This window comes from Streptomyces sp. NPDC102278 (genome assembly GCF_044766345.1).
Taxonomy (GTDB): domain Bacteria; phylum Actinomycetota; class Actinomycetes; order Streptomycetales; family Streptomycetaceae; genus Streptomyces.
Window position 1 is genome coordinate 60,014 of record NZ_JBIWLV010000008.1, and the last position, 17,594, is coordinate 77,607.

Sequence of the window (17,594 nt, forward strand, 5' to 3'; positions counted from 1 at the left end):
CCGGCGCGTAATCGAGGCGCGGTGCGGCGGAGGCTGTGGCAGCCTGGCGGGTCATTCGATCGCCCCGGCGCGGGGCGAGCCGTTCACCCACAGGAGCGACCCCGTGAGTCCGTCCCCCGTACCCCCCTCCCGTGTGACGCCCCTGCTGGAGCAGTTCGACTTCGCCCGCGAACGCCTGCTGGGCCGGATGGCCGGGCCCGTCATGGACAGCGGCGACGGGTCGGACACCGAGGTCGGCCCGATGGGCGACGAGGAGTACTTCTGGGAGCCCGTGGCGGACTGCTGGTCGGTGCGCCGGCGCGCGGACGGTCCGGGGTCGCGGGCCACCCACCTCGCCGGCGCCGGCGAGTGGGGCCGGGACGCCGCGCCCTACCCGCACCCCGCGCCGCCGCCGTTCACCACGATCGCCTGGCGCCTGAGCCACCTCACCGAGATGCTGACGCTGCGGGCCGACCACGTGGCCGGCAGCAGGGCGCTGACCCGGGACGACCACCGGGTCAAGGGTGACGTCGCGGCGGCGGTCGCGGACTTCGAGGCGGCGGCCGCGGCCTGGCAGAAGGCGCTGGCGGGCGTGGACGACGCAGCGCTGGACACCGTGGGGTACTGCACCTACCCGCACGGCAGTGACGCGCAGGAGCCGTTCGTCGACATCGTCTGGTGGGTCAACCAGGAACTCCTGCACCACGGGGCGGAGATCGCCCTGCTGCGCGACCTGTACCGCGCCCGGCGGGGTTGAGGGCGCCCCGGACGCGTGGCGGGGCGGCCGGCGCGGGACCGCGGGGGACGGCGCGGCCGCGGTGTGTGCGTGCTGTGTGCGAGGTGGGTCGGTGCCGGTCAGAGCCTGTGCGGGGGGTGGCCGGCAGGGGTTACCCCTGCGTAAATTACCGGCGGTAACTCCTGCCGAACCTAAGGAGCGCGCGCCGTGGGCACTGTCGTGCAGCAGGCCGGGCCGAAACTGGTCGAACCCGTCAAGACCGTGATCGACGGTGTGGTGCGCGAGGTGGTCGTACCCGCGTTGGTGGGGCCGCCCCCGCACGGGTCGCTCGGGGACATCCCCTTCGACAACGCCGCCCAGGCACCCGGCGAGGCCGTGCTCGCCCGCAAGGGGCCGGACGGCGGCTGGCGCGACGTCAGTGCCGCCGAGTTCGCCGCCGAGGTCCTCGCGGTGGCCAAGGGCCTGATCGCGGAGGGGCTGCGGCCCGGGGACCGGCTCGCCATCATGGCGCGGACCACCTACGAGTGGACGCTGCTGGACTTCGCCGGCTGGGCCGCCGGGCTGGTCACCGTGCCGATCTACCCCACCTCCTCCGCCCTCCAGGCGCGCTGGATCATCCACGACTCCGGGGCCGTGGCCTGCGCCGTCGAGGACACCGTGCAGGCGCGGATCATCAGCGGCGAGCGGGGGAACCTGCCCTGGCTGGCGCACCTGTGGGAGTTCGACACCGGGGCCGTCGCCCGGCTCGTCAAAGCGGGGGAACACATCCCCGACGCGCTGGTGCACGAACGCCGAAGAGGCCGCACGCCCCACGACGTGGCCACGCTGGTGTACACGTCCGGGACCACCGGGCAGCCCAAGGGCTGCGTACTGACGCACGGCAACTTCTTCGCCGAGGTCGACAACGCGGTCGAACTCCTCCACCCCGTCTTCCGGGCCGAGACCGAGGAACCCGCGTCCACCCTCCTCTTCCTGCCGCTGTCCCACGTGTTCGGGCGGATGGTGGCCGTCGGATGCCTGCGGGCGCGGGTGAAACTGGGCCACGCGCCGAGCATCGCCACGGAGGACCTGTTGGCGGACCTCGCCGGCTTCCGGCCGACGTTCCTCCTCGCCATCCCCTACGTGCTGGAGAAGGTCTACAACACCGCGCGGGCCACCGCCGAGCGCATGGGCCGCGCCGCCTCCTTCGACCGGGCCGCGCGCATCGCGCAGCGCTTCGGCGAAGCGGTGGAGGGCAACCCCCCGGGCCTCGGACTGCGCACGGCACGCGCCCTGTACGACCCGCTCGTCTACCGGCGGATCCGCGCGGCCCTGGGCGGACGAGTCCGCTACGTCCTGAGCGGCGGCTCACCCCTGGGACGGCGCCTCGCGGCCTTCTACACCGGCGCCGGGGTCGAGGTCTTCGAGGGCTACGGGCTGACCGAGACGACCGCCGCCTCCACGATCACGCCGCCGCTGAGACCCCGACTGGGCACGGTGGGATGGCCGCTCCCGGGAACGGCGGTACGGATCGCCGACGACGGCGAAGTGCTGCTGCGGGGGCGGCACGTCTTCGCCGGGTACTGGAACGTGGCCTGGGCCGAGCCGGGCGCCTGGTTCCCCACCGGGGACATCGGAGAGCTGGACCGGGACGGTTACCTCACCATCACCGGCCGGAAGAAGGACCTGATCATCACCTCCGGCGGCAAGAACGTCGCCCCGGCCGTCCTGGAGGACTGGCTGCGGGCCCACCCGCTGGTCGGCCAGTGCATGGTCGTCGGCGACAACCGGCCGTACGTGGCCGCCCTGGTCACCCTGGAGCCGGAGGGGCTCGCGCACTGGCGACAGATGCGGAAGAAGACCACGATGCCGATGCGGCAGCTCGTCGAGGACGAGGAACTGCGCGCCGACGTACAGCGGGCGGTGGACGAGGCGAACCAGCTGGTGTCGCGCGCGGAGTCGATACGACGCTTCGTCGTGCTGCCGGGGGAGTTCACGGAGGCACGGGGACACCTGACGCCGTCGCTGAAACTGAAGCGGGGCGTGGTGGCGCGAGAGTTCGACCGCGAGATCAACGCCCTCTACCGAGGCCGCGGCTGAGACGGGGGCGGGGCCGGGTTGCCCCGGCTCTGGGGACCGGGTCGGACGGCGTCTCGGTCGGGCGCGAGATTCTGGCGCTCCTTGATCGGCGGGGCGGGTGTTCATCCGCGGCCGGCGGGGTGGCAATCCGCGCGATGCCTAGTCGCTGGTCGTGCTCTCGGAGCCGGCCGGTTCCGCAGACATCGTGTCGCTGCTCTCGCCCGCCTCGATGGGAGCGTGGCGCCGCCGTCGCAGTTCATCGCGTTCGCTGTCCGGGATCGTCATCGACTCGGCGAGCACGGCTGCGAGCGCGTCCACGGGGCCGCTGTCGATGTCGGCGTGGAAGAGCCACCGGATGTTCTCGTCACGCGTGATGAGGTCGATCGCCGGGCGCGTGCTTCTGTCCTGTGTGGTCGCCGCCCGGACGTATCGCACCCGGTCGATCGGGATGTCTTGACGTATCTCGCCTTGCTCCAGAAACGCGTTCGTCTTGGCGGTGATGATGCGGCGATCCGTGACGGCGACCAGTGTCCTTGCGGCGGCCCTGTCCCTCGCTGCGGCCAACTTCTCCTTCGCCCCGCCGAGGATCGCGGACACCGGACCGAGGGCATCGAGCTGGTCGGGGAAGCCGAGGACAAGGAGGGTTTCACCGTCTTCGAGGAACCATCGCAGGATGCGAAGGAACGGTTCGAGATCCAGCGCCTCGGGGGCGCAGACGACGCCCGGAACCCCGAGCGGAGGGGGCGGTGGACGCAAAGCATCGGCAAGAGGCTCGATCGCCTCCAGGAGACGGGCGGAGGTGAGGCGGGCCGCCTTCGCGTCCTTCCGCTTTCCCGTCAGCGACTGTGACAGCGTGTCGCGTCCCGGGAGTTCGGCGATGGTTCGTAGCTCCCGCGCCAGCGAGTCGACGAGGCTCGTCGTCTCGGCGAGAGCGGAGTCGAGCTCCGTGCGAGTGGCGCGCGCGATGACGTCGACGAGCCGTGCCTCACCTGCGTCCTCACGTCCGGCGACTCTCGCCCTTGCGGCGCGGAGCGCCTGATAGCCGGTCCATGCCTTCACGGAGGACAGGAGAGCGGTGGTGTCGAAGAGGATCGTCTCGGCGTTGGTCTGGAGGTACTCACGACGGTTTCGTGTGTCTGGCCGATCGATCTGCCCGACGTGGCCCCGGACGTTCCGGCGGTAGAGGTCCAGTTGCTTGCGCAGCGACGCTTCACTACCCGCAAGGACGTCCCACAACGAGGCGGGGACCGATTCGACCTCCCGCGCCTGGTCGACTGCACGATCGACGGTGGCGACGAGCCCCGTCAGTTCGGCCCACTGCTCGTTGCGGATGGTTGTGAGCGCCTGGCTCGTCAGTGCGATGTTGGTCCTGACAAGGCCCGTGACCTCACTCAACTGCATCTGAAGGGCGACCATCGCCAGCGCCGGCCCGACCGCGGCAGCGGTCTGCGCCGCACTTACCGCGGTCACGGGGATGAAGCGGGCCTGAGCGAGCCCACCGGAGAAGAGCACTGTTCCGAGGTTCGCGCCGTCCTTGACGGCGAGCGTCCCGCCGGCCTTCAGCAGGGCCTGCGTCGCGTCGCTGATCCTGTAGAGCCCTTGTACGCCGGCGAACGCGGTTCCGAGGCTGCCGGCCACGCTCGCCGTGTCTCCGATCGAGGCGAGGACCGTGGAGATCTGCTCGCGGTCGGCGGCCGACACGAGCCCGAAGTCGAGCAGATCAGGCTTGAGTTCCGCCGGGACCTCACCGAAGACGACAGCAACCCCGGGGAGTACCTCCGCCAGGACCGTCGATGCCGTCGTCGCATCGATCTCCGCACGGGATGTCGGATCGTCCCCGACAGGTGAGTCGGCGGTATCGCTCCGGCCGCTCTCCTCGGGCTCGGCGATCTCCATCGCGTCCGGGTCCTGCATGCGATCTCCTCCCCGCGAGGGCGCACAACGGCCAGACGTCGTCGGCGTTCAGTGCCGAAGTCTACGGTTGGATGCCCTGGAGTCCAGTGGCAATCCGTGTTCCGTTCCGGTGCTCCGCGCACGTTGGAGGATGCACCACGCGACGGGGCCTGTGAGGGCGCCCGGCGCCGCCCCGCCCGCGCCTTCGGCCGGCCGAGCGGGTGGGGCGCGGTTAGGGTGGGCTCGCTGGGTCGGGGGGTTGCCCGAGGAGGGCTCGTGCGCCGTACCCGTAGCTGGTTCCGTGCCGCCGTCGCGGCCTGTGGGCTCGTGCTGGTGTCGCTGGGGGCCACCCCGCCGGCCTCCGACGGTCCCGCGCCGCCCCGCATCCGCTGGGGCGACTGCCCCGAACGGCCGGTACCCGACGGGATGCGGTGCGGGACGCTGGACGTGCCGCTCGACCACGCCGCCCCGGCCAAGGGCACGGTCACCCTGGCGGTGGCCCGGATACCCGCGACCCAGGGCGCGTCCCGCGGGCCGGTCGTGCTGAACTTCGGCGGCCCCGGCGGTCCCGGCATCGCCTCGCTCGCCGCCGACCCCACCCTCTTCGCCGACCTCGGCAAGCACCGCGACCTCGTCACCTTCGACCCCCGGGGCGTCGGGCACAGCGAGCCCGTCTCCTGCGGCGGCTCGCAGGAGACCGACCCCGCGATCGCCCCGCACGACGCCGCCGGCCGGCTCGCCGCCCTGCGGGCCGTGGCCCGGCGGTGCGCGCTGCACTCCGGGCCCGTGCTCCCGTACATCGGCACCGTGAACGTCTCCCGCGACATGGACCTCATCCGCCGGGCCCTCGGCGCCGGGAAACTCGACTACCTCGGCTTCTCCTACGGCACCCGGCTCGGCGCCGTGTACGCCGCGCAGTTCCCCCGCACGACCGGCCGCATGGTCCTCGACGGGGTCGACACCCTGACCGAGCCGCTCGCCGAGCAGGCCCTGATGTCGGCCCGCGGACAGCAGCGCGCCCTCGACCACTTCCTCGGCTGGTGCACCCGCCGGAGCGACTGCGTGTACGGCACGAACACGCGTACCGCCAAGCGCAGGGTCGACGCGCTCGTGGCCCGGCTCGACGGGGACCCGCTGGTCGGGCAGGACGGCTCGCACTTCACCGGGCAGGACGTGGTCGCGTCCGTCGGCACCGCCCTGTACTCGCGCACCCTGTGGCCCGCGCTCGCGGACGGCCTCAAGGAGGTGGAGCGCGGCGACCCGACCGGACTGCTCCAACTGGGTGGCCCGATGGAGCCGCCACCACAGGACGAGGAGGGGAGCCAGGGGCAGGGCCAGGTGAAGGTGCCCTTCGACAACGGGCCGGCCGCGCAGACCGCCGTGAACTGCGCCGACGACCCGGACCGGGGCGACGACACGGCCACCCCGGCGGCGGTCCGCGAGGAGGTCGAGGGCCTGCGGGACGAGTTCCTCGCGGCGTCGAGGATCTTCGGGCCGAACCAGCTGCTGACCGTGCTGTCCTGCTACGGCCGCCCGCCCGGCACGGACTTCATCCGGAAGATCGACGACCCCGGAGCCCCGCGCATGCTGCTCGTCGGCACGCGCGGCGACCCGGCGACCCCGTACGAGTGGACCGAGGAGACGGCCCGGCGGCTGGGCTCGGCGGTGATCCTCGACTTCAAGGGCGACGGGCACACCGGCTACGTGGAATCCCCGTGCGTGCGCGAGTACGCGAACCACTTCCTGGTCGACGGCCGGCTCCCCGCCGGGACGCGGTCCTGCCCCGCCGGGCAGTGAGCGCGCCGGCGGGGCGGGAGCCCGGGGTCAGCAGTTCGCGTGCGTGGAGCGCCCCGCGAAGCGGTCGGCGAGCCAGTTCCCGGCGGCCAGGGACTGGGTGATCACGCCGCTGACGTGCTCACCGACCCAGATGGTGTCGAACTCGACGTTCGCGTCCCGCGCACACCAGTCGGAGCGCAGCCGGCGCCCGACGGCGTACGGGATCAGCTCGTCGCCGAGCGCGTGGTACTGGTACACGGGCGCGGCCGGCGCGGTCCGACCGAGCCGGCTCTGGTTCAGCCGCGCCTGCCAGTCGGGCTGCGCCAGGGGGTCGCGGGTGGTGAGGTCGGAGATCCGCTTGAAGGAGCCGGCGATGGCGTCGATGGCCACGCAGCCCTCCTTCATGCCGCCCACCAGCACCTTGCCCGCCGGGTTCAGATAGGAGTCGAGCCGCAGCTCCGGGAAGGCGGCGTCCTGCCCGGCGGCCGCCATGAAGATCAGGCCGGAGCCGAACGACCCGTTGTTGAAGTCGGCCACCTTGAGCAGGTCGGCCGGGACGCCACCCGTCGCGGTGCCCTTGACCTGCAGCTCCGGGGCGTACGAACCGTGCAGTTCGGCCGCCCAACCGCTCGCCTGGCCGCCCTGCGAGTAGCCCATGATGCCGACCGGGGTGTCCGCCGACAGCCCCGCGCCGGGCAGCCGGGTCGCCGCGCGGGCGGCGTCGAGTACGGCGTGGCCGGCGGAGGGGCCCACCGTGTAGGTGTGCGTGCCGGGCGTGCCGAGGCCCTCGTAGTCGGTGACGGCCACGGCCCAGCCGCGCAGCGTGAGTTGCTGGATGAGGTTGGCCTCCATGGAGGTGCCGTACGGGAGGTTGTTGCTCGGCGCGCACCGGTCGGCCATGCCGACGGTACCGACGGCGTACGTGACGAGGGGGCGCGGGCCGGTCCGGCCGTCCTGCGGCACGATGACGGTGCCGGACACGACGTTCGGGGCCCCGGAGGCCGTGGTCGAGCGGTACTGGATCCTCCAGGCCTTGGTGCCGGTGGGCTGACCGGGCAGCGGGTGGAAGGCGGAGGGGGCGGCGGCGACGATGTCGCCGGGGCGGGCGACGGCCGGGGCGTCGGCGTGCGCGGTGGCGGGGACGAGGGCGGCGAGGGCCAGGGTGGCGACCGCGGCGAGCGCGGTGGCCCGCGGGTGGGCCGGGGTCCGGGCGGGGGTGGGGGTTCGCAAGCGCATGGGGCGGCTCTCCCAGGTGTCCGTGCGGGGGTAGGTGAGGAGAAGGTAGTGACCGACCGGTCGGAACGTCGCTGACCGCGCAGCTCAGCTTTCCTGACCCGGCGTCCCATCCGGCGCCCGCCACGCCCGGTCCCACGCCGGGCCGCCGCGCCTCGATCCCGCCACGCCCTGTCCCACCCACGCCGGGCCGCCGCGCCTCGATCCCGCCACGCCCGGTCCCACGCCGGGCCGCCGCGCCTCGATCCCGCCACGCCCGGTCCCACGCCGGGCTGCCGCGCCTCGTTCCCGCCACGCCCGGTCCCACCCACGCCGGGTCGCCGCGCCCGCACGCGCGAGGACTCGGCGCCCGCCACGTCCCGCGCCGCCCTCGTCCCCGCCGCCGCTGGGGTCTCAGCCGCCCGACGCGATCCGGTAGGCGCCCGGCGTGGTTCCCGTCCACCGCCGGAACGCCCGGTGGAAGGCGGTGTCCTCCGAGAACCCCAGCCGGGCCGCCAGTTCCGCGATCGGCTCCCCGCTCTCCGCCAGCCCCGCGATCGCCGCGTCCCGCCGCACGTGGTCCTTCAACTCCTGGAAGGAGGTGCCCTCCCGGCTCAGTCGGCGTCGCAGCGTCGCCGGGGACACCGCGAGTCGCGCCGCCACCTCCCCCAGCTCCGGCAGCCGGGGCGAGCTCCGCAGCCGCTGCGTCAGGGTCCGGCGGACCTGTTCCGCGACCGTGGTCCCGTACTCGGGCCGGGACAGCAGGTCGAAGGGGGCCCGGCGCAGCATCGCGTCGAGTTCCGCCTCCTCCCGCACGAGCGGGGCGGTCAGCCAGCGCGCGTCGAAGGCGGCGCCCGTGCGGTCCGCCCCGAAGCGCACCGAGCAGTCGAAGAGCAGCTCGTACTCGCCCTGGTGCGGCGGCGGGGGATAGGCGAAGGCGGCGTGCGCGAGGGGGATGCGCCGCCCGATCAGCCAGCTGCTCAGCCGGTGCCAGATCGCCAGCACGCACTCCGTGAGGAAACGTTCCTCGTCACCGTCGAAGGCGTTGCGCACGGTGAACCGCGCCTGCGCCCCGTCCACCTCCAGGGCCAGCTCGGGACCGCCCGGGAACAGCCCGTAGAAGGTTGCCGCCCGCTCCACCGCCGCCCCGAGGTCCCGGCAGCCCAGCGAGGCGTGACACATCATCGCGAAGGTGCCCGGCCGGCTCGGGACGGAACTCAGGCCCAGGAACTCGTCCTGCGTGGTCCGGTACAGCGCACGGAACAGCCGGGCGAACTGCGCGGGAGTGATCCGCGCCCGGTCGTCACCGAGCAACAGCGGTGGGATCTGCGCCTCCTGGAGCAGCGGCACGGTGTCGATGCCACCGCGCCGCGCACCCGCGAGCACGGCGCGCACGTGGTGCACGGTGATCGTCCGCCTCCCCATGGGGTCGACGGTAGCCGCATTGAGCGCCGGGGTCAGCGGTGATGACGCGTCCGGTCATGCCGCCCGGGGCCGTGCGCTGCCTAGCGTCGACGGTACGGACCCCAGGGAGGCGAGGACGATGGACGCGTTGCGACCGCGGACACTGGCGCTGTTCACGGAGTGGACGGCCGAACGGTACGGCTCTCAACCCGCGCTCCGCTTCCCCGCGGAGGGCGGTCCGCGCACCGTCTCCCACGAGGAACTGCGGGCCCGGGTCCGGCGGTCCGGGCGGGCCCTGCTGGGGCTGGGGGTGATGCCGGGCGACCGGGTGGCCGTACTGGCGCAGACCCGGCCGCAGTGGACGTACACCCACTTCGCGATCCTGGCCGCGGGCGCCGTCCTGGTGCCGGTCTACCCCACGGCGGGGGAGGAGGAACTGGCCTGGGTGCTGTCGGACTCCGCCGCGGTGGTGGCGGTCTGCGACGACGCGGCCCAGGCGGCCCGGGTGGAGGCGCTGCGGTCCGAGCTCCCCGCGCTGCGGGCGGTGACACCGATGGACGAGCTCCCGGGCCTCGCGCCGGGAGCGGAGTCCGAACTCCTGGCCCGCGCGCGGGCCGTGGAGCCCGATGACGACGCCTCGATCGTCTACACCTCGGGCACGACGGGCCCGCCGAAGGGCTGCCGGCTCACGCACGGGAACCTCGGCGCGATCCAGGACGCCACCCTTCCGCTGATCCGGGGCGGGCCGGGCGACCGGACGTACCTGTACCTGCCGCTGGCGCACCTGCTGGCACAGCTCATCCAGTTCACCACCCTGCTGGAGGGCGGGGAACTGAGCTACTTCGGCGGTCGGATCGAGGACGTCGTCGCCGAGCTGGCCGAGGCCCGCCCCACCCACCTGCCGTCCGTGCCCAGGCTGTTCGAGAAGGTCCACTCGATGGTGCTGTCGGTGGCCGAGTCCCTGGAGGGGGGCCGGGAGCGTTTCGAGGAGGCCGTGCGGCTGGGCGTGCTGGCGGCGGAGGGGCGGTTGCCGGAGGGGTCCCGCACGGCCTGGGAGGCGGCGGACGGTTCGCTGTACGCGCCGGTCCGCGCCGTGTTCGGGGGCCGGTTGACGTGGGCGCTGACCGGCGGCGCCCCGATCGCCCGGGCCACCCTCGACTTCCTGCGGGCCTGCGGGATCCACGTGTACGAGGGGTACGGGATGACCGAGTCCGCCGGGGTGATCAGTCTCAACCACCCCGGCGCGGTCCGGGCCGGCACGGTCGGTCGGCCCGTCGCGGGCTGCGAGGTCCGCATCGCCGGGGACGGCGAGGTGCTGGCCCGGGGTCCGATGATCTTCCCCGGCTACCACGCGAACGAGGCGGCGACTGCGGAGACGGTCGACGCCGCCGGCTGGCTGCACACCGGCGACCTCGGCGAAATCGACGAGGACGGCTTCCTGTCGATCACCGGCCGCAAGAAGGAGCTGATCATCACCTCGGCCGGCAAGAACATCACCCCGACCGAGGTCGAGTTCGCCGTGCAGTCCTGCCGCCTGGTCTCCCGCGCGGTACTGGTCGGCGACCGCCGGCCCCACCCGGTGGCCCTGATCACCCTGGACGCGGAGGAGGTCACCGCCTGGGCGGCGCGGGAGGGCCTGACCCTCACGGACCCGTCGACCCACCCGGCGGTCCGCGCGCTCGTCGCGGAAGCGGTCGAGGCGGCCAACGCGACGGTCTCCCGTCCGGCGCGGATCCGGGCCTTCCACCTCCTCGCCGAGGACTTCTCAATCGAGGCGGGCACCCTCACGCCCACGCTGAAACTGCGCCGCGCGGCGGTGGCGGAGCGGTACGCGCAGCAGATCGGCGCGCTCTACGCCTGAACCGGGTCCGGCGAGCAGTGCTGTGAACACGGCGGCCAACACGACGGTGGACGGCCCCGGTTCGGGCGCGGGGTGCCCGACCTCTCCACAACTGACGCGGCATCAGATAGACCGGTGTCATGACCGCAGAAGAGCAGGAGCACGCACCGGACACCCACGTCGACGACTACGCCGCGCTCGCCGCCGTCGGCCCCTACGGGGTCCGCCCCGGCCACGCGCTGATCACCATGGTGGAGCCGCACCCGGGACACGAGCACGCGTACAACCGCTGGTACGAGGACGACCACTACTACGCCGGCGCCATGGCCATGCCCTGGATGTACGCCGGACGCCGCTGGGTGGCCACCCGGGACCTCCAGGAGCTGCGCTACCCCGAGAAGTCGGCGGTGGCCCAGCCGGTCGGCGCCGGCTGCTACCTCTCCACGTACTGGGTCACCCGGGGCCGCTACGACGAGCACATGAAGTGGACCGTCGGCATCAACAAGCGCCTCAACCGCGACGGACGGGTCTACCAGGACCGCACCCACGTCTTCACGGCCTTCCAGGACCACGCGGCCACGGTCTACCGGGACGGCGCCGCCGGTCCCCGGGACTTCCACGCCCTCGACCACCCGTACGCCGGCCTGGTCCTCCAGGTCATCGACGCCGACGGGCCCGGGCAGCGGGCGGAACTGCTGGAGTGGCTGCGCGCGCGGGCCCTGCCGAAGCGGCTGGCGGGAGGGCCCGCGGCGATGGTGACGGTCTTCCGGCCGACACCGCTGCCCGGCGACCGGATGACGTACGTCAAACAGGTCGAGGGGGTCGACACCCGGCTGACACTGCTGTGGTTCCTGGAGGCCGACCCGCGGACCTGCTGGGACCGGTTCCGGGGCTGGGAGACCGAGGTCGCGGAGGCGGGGCTGGGGCGGGTGGAGTTGGTGGCACCGTTCGTCCCGACGGTGCCGGGCACCGACCGGTACGTGGATCAGCTGCGCTGACCCCGGTCGCGGACACGACGGAGCCCCCTCGGCCAAGACGGCGGGCCGGTCGAGAGGGCTCCGATGGGCGGTGCGGGTGGTGCCGGCGACGCGGCGGTACGGGTGGTCGGGAAGGTCGCCTCGACGTTCAGACGAGGCGCCCCGGCCGACCCTCGGTGACGTCCGCGACGAACGCGGTCCAGGAACCCGGCGCGAAGGTGAGCGACGGCCCGTCCTGCACCTTCGAGTCGCGGACCGCGATGGATTCCATCACGGGGGACTTGACCTCGACGCAGGCACCGTTTCCGCCGGAGTAAGAGGACTTGGTCCAGATTTCCGTGGCGCCCTGACGAATAGCCATGTTTTTCTCCGGTTCGACGAGTAGTTCCGATGGCGTGTCAACCAATTCCCCGGCTGACGTGATCGACGCTACCCGCACCTTCCGACGGCTGAAGAGGCCGTTCACTCGACCGAGTGGCATATTCAGGTCAGGTCTTATGTGGCCGGGGAGGGACGGTGTACCGTACGGCCCGCCTTTCCACCAGGCCTGATTCCTCCCCTTTTTGCCGTTACTTGCCGGCGTAGTGCTTGATGATCTCCGAGATGAACTGCCGGGTCTGTTCGACATTGAGGGCCTGGGCGCGAAGATGCTCGTACATCACGCTGTACTTCTGAACGTCGTTGGCCTTCTCCAGGTACAGATCGCTCGTGACGCCCTCGATGTAGACGACCGTCGAGTCCGAGGCGTCCGGGAATTCCAGAATCGCGTACTGACCGTTCACGCCGGGGTGCGCCCCCATCGAGAACGGCATCACCTGCACGGTGATGTACGGCTCCTCCGACCGCTCTATCAAGTACTCCAGCTGTCGGATCATCAACTGCGCGTCGCCCACGTGCCGGCGCAACGCCGCCTCGTCGATGACCGCCCACAGACGGAGCGGGCCGACGTCCGGGTTGTTGTTGTCCGTCTCGGACAGCCGCTTCTGGCGGTGCATCCGGACCTGGACCCGCTTCTCCACGTCCTGCGGCGCCGTCTCGGGCAGCGCGCCGCGGATCAGGGCCTGGGCGTAGTCCGGGGTCTGGAGCAACCCCGGGACCATCTGGGGCTCGTACGTGCGCAGGCTGGCGGCGTCCGTCTCCAGGCCGATGTAGACGCTGTACGGGATGTCGCCGAAGGCGTGCCACCAGCCCTGCTGGCGCGAGTCCTTGGCCATCTGCATCAGGGAGTCGACGAGTCTGCGGTCCTCGACCTCGTACACGTCGCACAGGTCGCGGACGTCGCGCTGGCTGATCGAGCGGCGACCGTTCTCCAGTCGGCTGATCTTCGACTGGGAGACGAGGAGGCGCTCGGCGACCTGCTCGGCCGTCATGCCCTTGTCCTCGCGCAACTTGCGCAACTCCATGCCCAGTCGGCGGCGTCGGACGGTGGGATTGACATTGGACGCCACGGGAACGGCACCTCCGCCTTCTTCTTCTCGTTCTGGTTCTGTTTCTGTCTCTCTGCGTGCCTGATGTTCAGCAGACTGCCACCGAAGGGCGTGGTGGCGCTGGGGAACGGACGGGAAAGACAGACGCGCGGGGTGGCGGGACCGGGTGGGCCGGCCCCGCCACCCCGCGCGCTGGCGGTTTCCCGAACCGGGTCTTTGGGGGACGGCCGGTTCCGGCGATGGCGTTCGGTGGAGCGGTGCGCGTGTGGGCCGCGGATGGATCAAGGGGTGTCGCGGGTCCCACGGGTGGTACGGGTGGTGCGGGACGTACGGGTGTTGCGGGACGTACGGGTGTTGCCGGTCCTACCGCCGGTGCCGGTCCTGCGTGTCACGCCGGCCCCTGCGGGTGGTGCTGGTGCTGCGGGTCGTGCCGGTGCTGCGGGTCGTACCCGGCCTGCTCGTCGCTCGGCGGTCAGTGCGCGACCGCACGGGCCATCGCACCCGTCCGACGCGGCTGCATCGGGACACCGCCCGCACCGGTCGCGGAGGTGGCCGAAGCCCGCGCGGCGGATGCCGGCGCCGGCGCGCGGTCACGACGTGGTTGCGCCGCCACCCCGTTCTGGACGTCCATGACGGCGTGCGCCACCAGACCGCCCATGGGGTCGTGCCGGATCAGGTCCCGCAACCGGGACCTGGACGACCGCCCCTCGTTGCCGGGGTACAGGTGCTTGCCGAGTCCGACCGCGTGGGCCAGTGCGGCGAGCGCCGCGGTCCGCGGGTCCGGCGGTACACCGGTGCGGATCGCACTGTCGAGCCGGGCACGGATCTCCCGGCTGATCGCCGTGTCGGTCGCCTGGTAGCGAGTCGTCGGCAACACCCCGCACATCTGTCCCGCGACGGCATGGACCATGCCGCAACGCTCCAGATGAGCGAGGTAAATCTGACGGAGCCCCAGCCGGGGTCCGCCGATCCAGTGGACCGCCCGAACCGGACTGCCGCGCCTGCGCAGCAGTTCCAGTGCGGAGTCCAGAGTCGGATCTCCTGTCGGCCGTGGCATCACCACGGCGATACGATCCCCGTCAGGGGCTATCCGTCCTGCCAGAGCCAGCTCCACTAGCTGTGCCCCGGCCAGGCCGAGGTCGAGCGACTGCGGCTGCGCCGTGGTTCCCGTGGTCGGGTCCAAGGCGAGCAACAGAAGCTCCTCCGGAATTGTTCTGCGGCTCCTGCCCATCCATGCCTCCCCGCGTGGATGAGTGACAGGGTGACGCCTCTCACATTCATCTGTCGAGAGCGCCTGGTCGCTTTATGGGGGAACCTGCAGCTATGTCGTTCTCGTCTGGCGGGTGAGCGATGCCCCCGAGACGGGACACTGTTAGACGGTTCGGACAGCGGCCGAACGTCGATCGAGGAGGAACTGGTGGCGGGCGAGTCCCCCGACAAGTCGGTAGATGAAGGTGCGTCGGGGGCGGCGGACGCCGCCGCGTCCTCCGCGGAACGGGACCCGAGGCTCTCGGTCCTGCGACCGCGCGAGCCGGAGTCCGGCGACCGGGACCCTCTGAAGGTGGCCGTCGCGGCCTGGGTGGCGTCCGCGTCGGCCGACGCGGAGCGGACGACCGAGGGCGAGGCCGAGGGCGAGGCTCGTGCCGGTGCCGGTGCCGGTGCCGGTGCCGGTGCCGGTGCCGATGCCGGTGCTGAGGCTGAGGCTGAGGCTCGTGCCGAGGACGAGGTGGTCGAGGCGGCTCCGGAGCCGAAGGCGTCCTCCGCTCGGGTGGACCCTCCCGTCACGAACGATGCCGCGGGCGCCGCGGGCGCCGCGGGCGCCGCGGGCGCCGACTCCGCGTCTGATTCCGACTCCGCGTCTGATTCCAAGTCTGATTCGGGTTCCGCTTCTGGTTCCGAGGCCGGTTCTGGTTCTGGTTCCGAGAATGCCGTCAAGCCCGTTGCCGTGGAGCAGCGGACTACCGCGTTCGGGGTCGTGAAGCCCGCCCCGAACGCACCCGCCGAGAAGTCGGCCGAGGCCGAGGGGCCGGCCGACAGCGAGCGCACCGCCGTGTTCCGGGCGTTCGGGAACGATGCCCGTGGGGTGTCGAAATCGAAGCCCGAGGCGATGCCCGACTCGGCGTCGGACTCCAAGCCCGAGCCCAAGCCCGAGTCCCGGCCGGACTCCAAGCCGGGTTCCGGTTCGGATTCCGGTTCCGGTTCCACCGCCGGGCGGGGTGGGCCCGTGGACCCGCGTTCCGGTTCGGCGGCGAAGCCGGCCGAGGACAGCGAGCGGACGGCCGTGTTCCGGGCCGTCAAGCCCGGTGCGGCTCCGGGTGGTCCTTCCGCGCCGAAGCCTCCGCAGGCGGACCGGCCCGCGCCTGCGAAGCCGGCCGAGGACAGCGAGCGGACGGCCGTGTTCCGGGCCGTCAAGCCCGGTGCGGCTCCGGATGGTCCTTCCACGCCGAAGCCTCCGCAGGCGGACCAGCCCGCGCCTGCGAAGCCGGCCGAGGACAGCGAGCGGACGGCCGTGTTCCGGGCCGTCAAGCCCGGTGCGGCTCCGGATGGTCCTTCCACGCCCAAGCCTCCGCAGGCGGACCGGCCCGCGCCTGCGAAGCCAGGCGAGGACAGCGAGCGTACGGCTGTGTTTCGTGCGGTGAAGCCGGGTGCGGCTCCGGGTGGTCCTTCCGCGCCGAAGCCTCCGCAGGCGGACCGGCCCGCTCCGCCGAGCACCGCCGGCGGGGAGCGCGCGAGCACCTTCGTACCGTTGCGCGGCGACGGGGCCCGGTCCTCGGCGCCCACCGCGCCGAAGCCCGCTCCGACCGCGCCCAGGCCCGCGACCTCGCCCGCCGCGCCCGCCGGCCCCCGGCAGGACAGCGAGCGGACCACGCAGCAGCCGCTGCCGCCCAAGCCGCCGCTCGACATGCTGGCGGACCTCACGAACAACCCGCCCCCGCCGCCGAGCCCCCTGCGCACGTTCGCGCGCCGGTTCAAGATCTACGCCCCGCTCGTCGCGTTGCTGGTGATCATCCTCGCCGTGGTGCAGCTGGTGCGTCCGCTGCCCGAGCCGCAGCTCAAGATGACGGCGCAGGGTTCGTTCACCTTCGAGGGATCCGCCCCGGTCCTGCCCTGGCCGAAGGAGGGCCAGGGCTACATGGCCGCAGCCGGCCTCGGCACCGTGGGCACCTTCGGGGAGCAGAAGCCGATCGCCATCGGCAGCGTCGCCAAGACCATGACGGCGTACGTGATCCTCAAGGACCACCCGATGAAGAAGGGTGAGAAGGGTCAGATGATCCCGGTCGACAAGACGGCCGTGGACGACGGGAAGAAGGACTCCGAGGGGGAGTCCACCGTGAACACCCTGAAGGTGGGCGACCAGATCTCGGAGTACGACGCCCTCGCCGCGATCATGATCCCCTCCGCCAACAACATCGCGCGGCTGCTCGCGCGCTGGGACTCCGGCGGTGACCAGGAGGCGTTCGTCAAGAAGATGAACGACACCGCCAAGGAACTCGGCATGACCAACACGACGTACACGGACCCCTCGGGTCTGGACGCGACGACGGTCAGCACCGCCGAGGACCAGGTCAAGCTGGGGCTCAAGGTCGTCGAGATGCCCGAGCTGATCGCGATCACCAAGCTGCCGAACTGGACCGACCCGTCCGGCAAGACGTGGCGCAACTACAACGACCTGATCCCGTTCAACGACTCGCTGGGGATCAAGACCGGCTCCACCACCAAAGCGGGCGGCAACCTGCTCTTCGCCGCCCAGAAGCAGGTCGGCAAGACGAACCAGCTGATCGTCGGCGCGGTCCTCGGCCAGCACGGCGTGCCCATCCTCGGCACCGCCATCGCGGCCAGCAAGGACGTCATGCTGGCCACGCAGAAGACGCTGACCGGTGCGCCCGTCGTGAAGAAGGGCCAGGTCGTCGGGTACGTGGACGACGGGCTCGGCGGCAGGACCCCGGTCGTGGTCACCGCCGACGTGCAGGCGGTCGGCTGGCCGTCGCTCAAGGTCAACGTCAAGCTGGGCGAGGGTGGCGGCCCGCTGCCGCAGACCGCCAAGGCCGGCACGGAGATCGGCGTCCTGACCATCGGCGAGGGCGCCAGCCAGGTCAAGGTGCCCGTGGCGCTCAAGCAGGACCTCGTCAGCCCGAGCCTGGGCAGCAAGCTGACCCGCGTCGGTTGATCCGGCCCCGCCCCGACGGGATCGATCCGCCGGGACGGGTTCGTCCAGGCGCTCCGGGCAACCCCGGGGCGCCTGCGCACGTCTAGGAAGCGGGAGCGGGACTCGCACAGGTGTCGGGGAGAGA

Annotated in this window: 12 protein-coding genes; 6 read left to right on the plus strand and 6 right to left on the minus strand. The window is 72.2% G+C overall.

Annotated features, from left to right (window positions below):
• Positions 1 to 103: 103 nt before the first annotated feature.
• Both ACIRO3_RS20415 and ACIRO3_RS20420 read left to right on the plus strand, forming a co-directional pair.
• The gene (locus ACIRO3_RS20415; RefSeq protein WP_404138630.1) at positions 104 to 736 is read left to right on the plus strand and encodes a DinB family protein; all 633 of its coding nucleotides are present in this window, start codon (positions 104 to 106) and stop codon (positions 734 to 736) included.
• Positions 737 to 922: 186 nt separating this feature from the next.
• Positions 923 to 2,794, plus strand: a complete 1,872-nt coding sequence (locus tag ACIRO3_RS20420) for an AMP-dependent synthetase/ligase (RefSeq protein WP_361780413.1) — start codon at positions 923 to 925, stop codon at positions 2,792 to 2,794.
• A 138-nt stretch (positions 2,795 to 2,932) separates the two neighbouring features.
• Here the strand turns inward: ACIRO3_RS20420 and ACIRO3_RS20425 are convergent, their stop codons facing one another.
• Entirely contained in the window at positions 2,933 to 4,687 is a 1,755-nt protein-coding gene (locus tag ACIRO3_RS20425) for a hypothetical protein (RefSeq protein WP_404138633.1), read from the minus strand.
• 255 nt (positions 4,688 to 4,942) lie between these two features.
• Here ACIRO3_RS20425 and ACIRO3_RS20430 point away from each other — a divergent pair, with 255 nt between their 5' ends.
• Complete coding sequence (locus tag ACIRO3_RS20430) at positions 4,943 to 6,463, plus strand: alpha/beta hydrolase (protein WP_404138636.1); 1,521 nt, start codon at positions 4,943 to 4,945, stop codon at positions 6,461 to 6,463.
• 27 nt (positions 6,464 to 6,490) lie between these two features.
• Here ACIRO3_RS20430 and ACIRO3_RS20435 read toward each other — a convergent pair whose 3' ends face one another.
• On the minus strand, positions 6,491 to 7,678 hold the full coding sequence (locus tag ACIRO3_RS20435) for a lipase family protein (protein WP_404138639.1): 1,188 nt from the start codon (positions 7,676 to 7,678) through the stop codon (positions 6,491 to 6,493).
• Positions 7,679 to 8,068: 390 nt separating this feature from the next.
• Positions 8,069 to 9,079, minus strand: a complete 1,011-nt coding sequence (locus tag ACIRO3_RS20440) for an AraC family transcriptional regulator (RefSeq protein ID WP_404138641.1) — start codon at positions 9,077 to 9,079, stop codon at positions 8,069 to 8,071.
• A gap of 118 nt (positions 9,080 to 9,197) precedes the next feature.
• On the opposite strand from ACIRO3_RS20440, the gene ACIRO3_RS20445 reads away from it, so the two are divergent.
• Together ACIRO3_RS20445 and ACIRO3_RS20450 are read left to right on the plus strand one after the other, a co-directional pair.
• Entirely contained in the window at positions 9,198 to 10,919 is a 1,722-nt protein-coding gene (locus ACIRO3_RS20445; RefSeq protein ID WP_404138643.1) for an AMP-dependent synthetase/ligase, read from the plus strand.
• 119 nt (positions 10,920 to 11,038) lie between these two features.
• The gene (locus ACIRO3_RS20450) at positions 11,039 to 11,896 is read left to right on the plus strand and encodes a hypothetical protein (RefSeq protein WP_365999901.1); all 858 of its coding nucleotides are present in this window, start codon (positions 11,039 to 11,041) and stop codon (positions 11,894 to 11,896) included.
• Positions 11,897 to 12,023: 127 nt separating this feature from the next.
• Here ACIRO3_RS20450 and ACIRO3_RS20455 read toward each other — a convergent pair whose 3' ends face one another.
• From ACIRO3_RS20455 to ACIRO3_RS20465, 3 genes are all read right to left on the minus strand, one after another.
• Positions 12,024 to 12,236 (minus strand): DUF397 domain-containing protein, encoded by a 213-nt coding sequence (locus ACIRO3_RS20455; protein WP_361780392.1) that lies wholly within the window; start codon positions 12,234 to 12,236, stop codon positions 12,024 to 12,026.
• 208 nt (positions 12,237 to 12,444) lie between these two features.
• Positions 12,445 to 13,323 carry a helix-turn-helix domain-containing protein gene (locus tag ACIRO3_RS20460; protein ID WP_404138647.1) on the minus strand — a complete coding sequence of 293 codons (879 nt, stop codon included), beginning with the start codon at positions 13,321 to 13,323 and terminating at the stop codon, positions 12,445 to 12,447.
• A 451-nt stretch (positions 13,324 to 13,774) separates the two neighbouring features.
• Positions 13,775 to 14,533: a GPP34 family phosphoprotein gene (locus tag ACIRO3_RS20465; RefSeq protein WP_361780386.1), complete on the minus strand. Its 759-nt coding sequence runs from the start codon at positions 14,531 to 14,533 to the stop codon at positions 13,775 to 13,777.
• A gap of 714 nt (positions 14,534 to 15,247) precedes the next feature.
• On the opposite strand from ACIRO3_RS20465, the gene ACIRO3_RS20470 reads away from it, so the two are divergent.
• Entirely contained in the window at positions 15,248 to 17,470 is a 2,223-nt protein-coding gene (locus tag ACIRO3_RS20470; protein ID WP_404138649.1) for a hypothetical protein, read from the plus strand.
• The last annotated feature ends 124 nt before the right edge of the window (positions 17,471 to 17,594 follow it).